A 4,610-nucleotide genomic window follows, 5' to 3' on the forward strand; every position below is an offset into this window, starting at 1 on the left:
CAAGGGCGTGGCCAATTTCGCCCCGACCTCCCAGAACCCGACGCTGCCTGCAATCTTTACGCCCGCGCCCGTTCTTGCGCCCTGCAAGGCGCGCAGTCGGGCGCGCCGCTCGGCTGCAACCAGATGCCGCAGCGCGCGGCTGGCCGGGTTTGCCTCTTGATCGTCACGCGCCACTTCGGCAAAGCCCAGCGCCGCCGGGGCGTCCAGCAACAGCGCTGCTTCGACCACGTCAATCGCTGAAGCCGTGGCGGGGCGCAGCACCGCGGGATACTGTGCCAGCCCCTCGCGCGCCGCGGCGATCGCGGCCATGAACGCCGCCGGTTCGCCAAGACCGGCACCATCGCGCCGCCGAGGTGGCCCTGAACCGGCCGCGTTTTGCGCCAGCCCTCGCGCCACCGAAAGCGCCGCAGCATCGACATCTCCGTGTTCCACCACGCCATCGCAAAGCCCAAGCGAGGCGGCCTCGTTCGCACCTATCACGCGGCCCGGTTCTGCCAGCAACAGGGCTGCGCGTGCCCCGGCGCGCCGCGCTGCGCGCACCAGCATACCCGCAGGCGAAAGCCTGCCCTCGGCAGGCTCTGCGGGGGCAATGACCGCATCCGGCGCGGCAATTCGCCAACCCGACGCGATGGCCAGCGCCATCGTCGCACCGCCAAGCTGCCCGGCCAGCGATATCACCACCGGTTTTTCCATCGCCTCTAGCGTTGCGGCGATTTCGGCCAGCGTGGGTGGTTCTGCGGCCTCGGCGCTTTCGGCTTCGGGGTCGCCAGCTTCGGGCCAGCCCGCAGCCCCGGCGCGCAGCAATACCGCGCCCACTTTCCGGTCAGCCGACACCGTTGCGAGTGTCCGCGCCAGTTCTGCGCGCAGCCTTGCGTCAAAGCCCGGATCGGCACCACGTGGCCCCGCCTCGGGAACCGGCGCCAAGCTGATGACTGCCACGCCCTCACGCACATCGACCTTGACCTGACGCCGCATCGCACCCCTGCCTTGGTGCCCGATTGCGGCACCTTGTTAAAGTGTAGCGCCTTGTCCGGGCAAGGAATACTCAGAAAGCGCGCTCTAGGGTCAGTGTCGGCCCGAGGCTTGCGCATGATCGCTGCAAAACGGCGTGCCCGGAAGCAGATCAAGGCGCGATTCCGCGATTTGTTCGCCGCAATAGGCGCAGTAGCCGTATTCGCCCGCCTCAATCCGATCCAGTGCCGCTTTGATCATGCGTATTTCGCTTTGCGCCGACTGACCTAGGTCTTCCAGCACCTGATCATCCTCGCGTTCAATGGCGAGTTCCTCCCAATCGCGCGAGTCATGCGCCAAAAGCTCGTCACCGATCGTCTCGATGCGCGCTTGCAGAATAGCAAGACGAGCTTCCAGTTGGGCTTTACGTTCAACGACCGATTTCATGGCATGCTCCTTGCGCGGTGCCCAATGCTGCGCGGCACCGTGCATTATCGCCTTGATACAAGTCAAACACCGTCACGCGAGCCGGCTACTCGACCGCATGGTTACGGCGCGCTTATGACTATGGCCTTTCCGCCGCTGATTGCGCGCGGCAAGGGGTTTGCGTCGGCCCTGCGCCGCGGTCAGAAGGCCGTGGCGATTTTCAACGGCACCTGTGCGAACGGGTCTGCGTCATCGGCCCCGATAGGTGTGGAAAGCGCCAGTTCGGGCATCGGTTCGGCAATAGCGGGTGCCGCCGCTGGTGCGCTATCGCTTGCCGGGCGCGCGGTATCGGGGCGGCGACGGGGTGCCATCTGTGGGGCGGGTTGTGCTTCGTTCGCGGCATTGGGCGCGTGCTGTGGCGGTTCTGGTGTTGGCGCATCCTCTGCCTCCGCCAGCACCCGCACCGCGCGAAAGCCGCGATTCTGCCCCAGTTTGCCGCGCCCGACCGACTTGCCGCCCAACCCCTCAAGCCGCAATTCCTCAAGCGCCGATAAAGGAATCGGCAGCTCCGCGCCCGGCGCAAGGCCCAGAACCGTCGCCAATGAAAGCCGCAACCGGCAAAGCACCGCTTCTAGCTCGGCGGGGGTTTGCAGCACGGCGCGTTCCATCTTGGCTTCCCAATCCGCGGCCGCGGCCTCGGCGCCACGCGTAATTGGCGCATCGGCTCCATCCACGTTGGCGCGCGCTTTTGGTGCCGGGCCGCGCCCCTGCGCGGGCAGCGCCAGCAGTAATTCGCCCTTGCGCATACCGCCGGGGCCAAGGGCGAGTTCAAGTTGCAAGACCCGAAATCCCGCATCCTCTAGCAACAGGCCCAACGGGCGCGGATCATCGAGATAAGAGGCATAGCGAAAACCGCCCCCCCAGACGACATCAGGCAATTCGGCAATCATTTCTTCGAACTGGGCAAGAAACTTGTCCAGAAATCCCGCGACCAAGGCGGCATCGGTGCGCGTCGGGCGGCGCGCGGGGGGCGCGTTTGGGGCAAGCCTACCGGTCATCTGCATCTCGATCAGCACCGACAAAAGCGAAGGTGCCACAGCGGCAAGGCCCAACCCTTCGCGCGGGCCTTCAAGCACTGCCAGCAGCGCCCGCTCTGCCAATGCTTCGGGTAGTTCGGCCAGCGAAAGTTGCCGATCTTCCAGCTTGGCGACGCGCAGTGGAAGCTCCATCGCCTCTTGAGCGGTCTTGGCCAGTGCGAGCGACAGCGCACGCCCCACGGTCATTGGCGCGGCACCGGGCGTTGCCCGCCCCGCCTCGACCTTGCGCTGAATCACGCTTTGCACCCTGCTGCCTTCTTCTTGCGCCCGTCGGGGCCGATCGCAGCAAAGCTGCCCGATCAGGGTTTACATATGGTTGAAATCGAGCCGGTTCAGACCGGCGCACCGGCCTAAGCCGGTCGCTTCAGTGGCAGGCGCACACGAAAGGCCGCACCGCCCTGCCCCGGCAAATACTCGATACTTCCGCCCAGATTGGCCATGATCTCGCGGCAGATCGCCAGCCCTAGCCCGGCACCGCCTGCGTGGCTCGTATCGGTCAAGCGCGCGAACTTTTCGAAAATCAGCGCTTGCACCTTTTTGGGAATGCCCGAACCGTTGTCGATGAAATCAATCTGCGCCTGCCCGCCGCGTTTCTTGACCTCGATGCGCAGCACTGCGCGCTCGGCATCGCAATATTTGCGCGCGTTCGAGATGACGTTGATAAAAACCTGCAAAAGCCGGTCCGTATCGGTGAACACCGGCATATGTTCCGCGCTCGCATCGCGTTGGACCACGAACACCCGCTCTGGCCTTGTGTTCGAGGCGGCAACGACAGCCTTGCTGAGGATATCGTGCAGGTTGGCCACACCGATGTTCAGCTGCACCTTGCGGTTTTCCAACACGCTGAGATCAAGCAGATCGTCCAGCAATCGGGTCAGACGCCGGGTCTCGTCATGGATGATTCCGGCATATTGGGCGCGCATGTCCTCGGGCAGATCCGGCTCCATCAGAATCTCTGAAAAGGCGCGGATCGAGGTCATGGGGGTGCGCAACTCGTGGCTGATCTGGCTGAGAAAACCGTCCTTTTGCACGCTCAGTTCGGTCAGCTTTTCATTAGCTTCGCGCAGCGCACGCGCGGTGCGCGCCAGTTCTTCGGACTTGGCCTCAAGCTGGGCCGAATATTCCTTGATCTGCTGCGCCTCGCCCGCAACCGCGATCAGGTCTTGCACCGAAACCGTGCTGCCGCCTGAAAGCTGGGCGATCATCGCGTGCGAGGTCGCCGCCCCGACCGAGCCTGCAAGCTGGCGTTCCAACCGCGCGATGAACTCGGGCGTGGGGTCGGGCAAAAAGCCCTTCTTTCCCTGCGCCGTGGCCTGCGCCTGAAAGAACCGCTGCGCCTCTTCAGCGCCAAGGATGCGCTGCGACATCGACAATAGGTCTTCTGCCTCGGCCGCCGAACGGGTCCAGCCGCCCGGCCCGCTTGACTGATCGAAGATGTTGACGAAGGCCACGCCCTGCAACCGCTCCATCGGGCCGGGAAAACTTGTCAGCGAGCCAACCAGAAAAGCGCCGGTGTTGAGCAGCATCGACCACAACAGCGCATGTAGCAGCGGATCGAGCCCTGAAATGCCAAACAACGCATGAGGGCGCAGCCAACTGATGCCGAATGGCCCCTCGGCAATGAGCCGCGCCGAAAGCAGCCCGTCAGGCCCGAACGAAGGCAGAAACAGACAATAAAGCCAGATCGCAAAGCCGATGATCAGCCCCATCGCCGCGCCAACATGGGTTGCGCCGCGCCAGTAGATGCCGCCCATCATCGCCGGCAACACCTGCGCGACGCCGACGAACGAGATCAACCCGATCGAGGCCAATGCCGCCGAGCCACCCGAAAGATGGTAATAGGTATAGCCCAGCGCCAGCACCGCACCGATCGAGAACCGCCGCGACATCAGCACAAGGCCGCGCACGTCGCCGGGGGCGCGCGCGCTACCCACCCGCAGCGCCAACCACAAGGGCGTCACGATATGGTTCGAAACCATTGTCGAAAGCGCGATAGCCGCGACGATGACCATCGAGGTGGCCGATGAAAAGCCGCCCAGAAAGGCCAAAAGCGCCAGCTTGCCCGCGCCCTGCGACAGCGGAATCGTCAGCACGAAAAGATCGGGATTTGATCCTTCGGGCATGGTGCTTAGGCCC

The 4,610-nt window shown here is 64.4% G+C and carries 4 protein-coding genes; all 4 read right to left on the reverse strand.

What is annotated here, in order from left to right:
• Positions 1-975 (reverse strand): enoyl-CoA hydratase-related protein (locus ABY403_RS13645; RefSeq protein ID WP_372841380.1); only part of this gene is annotated, 975 nt, incomplete at its 3' end.
• 90 nt (positions 976-1,065) lie between these two features.
• Complete coding sequence (locus tag ABY403_RS13650) at positions 1,066-1,398, reverse strand: TraR/DksA family transcriptional regulator (protein ID WP_372841381.1); 333 nt, start codon at positions 1,396-1,398, stop codon at positions 1,066-1,068.
• A gap of 179 nt (positions 1,399-1,577) precedes the next feature.
• Entirely contained in the window at positions 1,578-2,711 is a 1,134-nt protein-coding gene (locus tag ABY403_RS13655) for a FliM/FliN family flagellar motor switch protein (protein WP_372841382.1), read from the reverse strand.
• Between the two features lie 113 nt (positions 2,712-2,824).
• Positions 2,825-4,610: ATP-binding protein (locus ABY403_RS13660; protein WP_372841383.1), on the reverse strand; the 1,786-nt coding region annotated here is incomplete at its 5' end.

Source organism: Phaeovulum sp. (genome assembly GCF_041596715.1).
Classification (GTDB): Bacteria; Pseudomonadota; Alphaproteobacteria; order Rhodobacterales; family Rhodobacteraceae; genus UBA6213.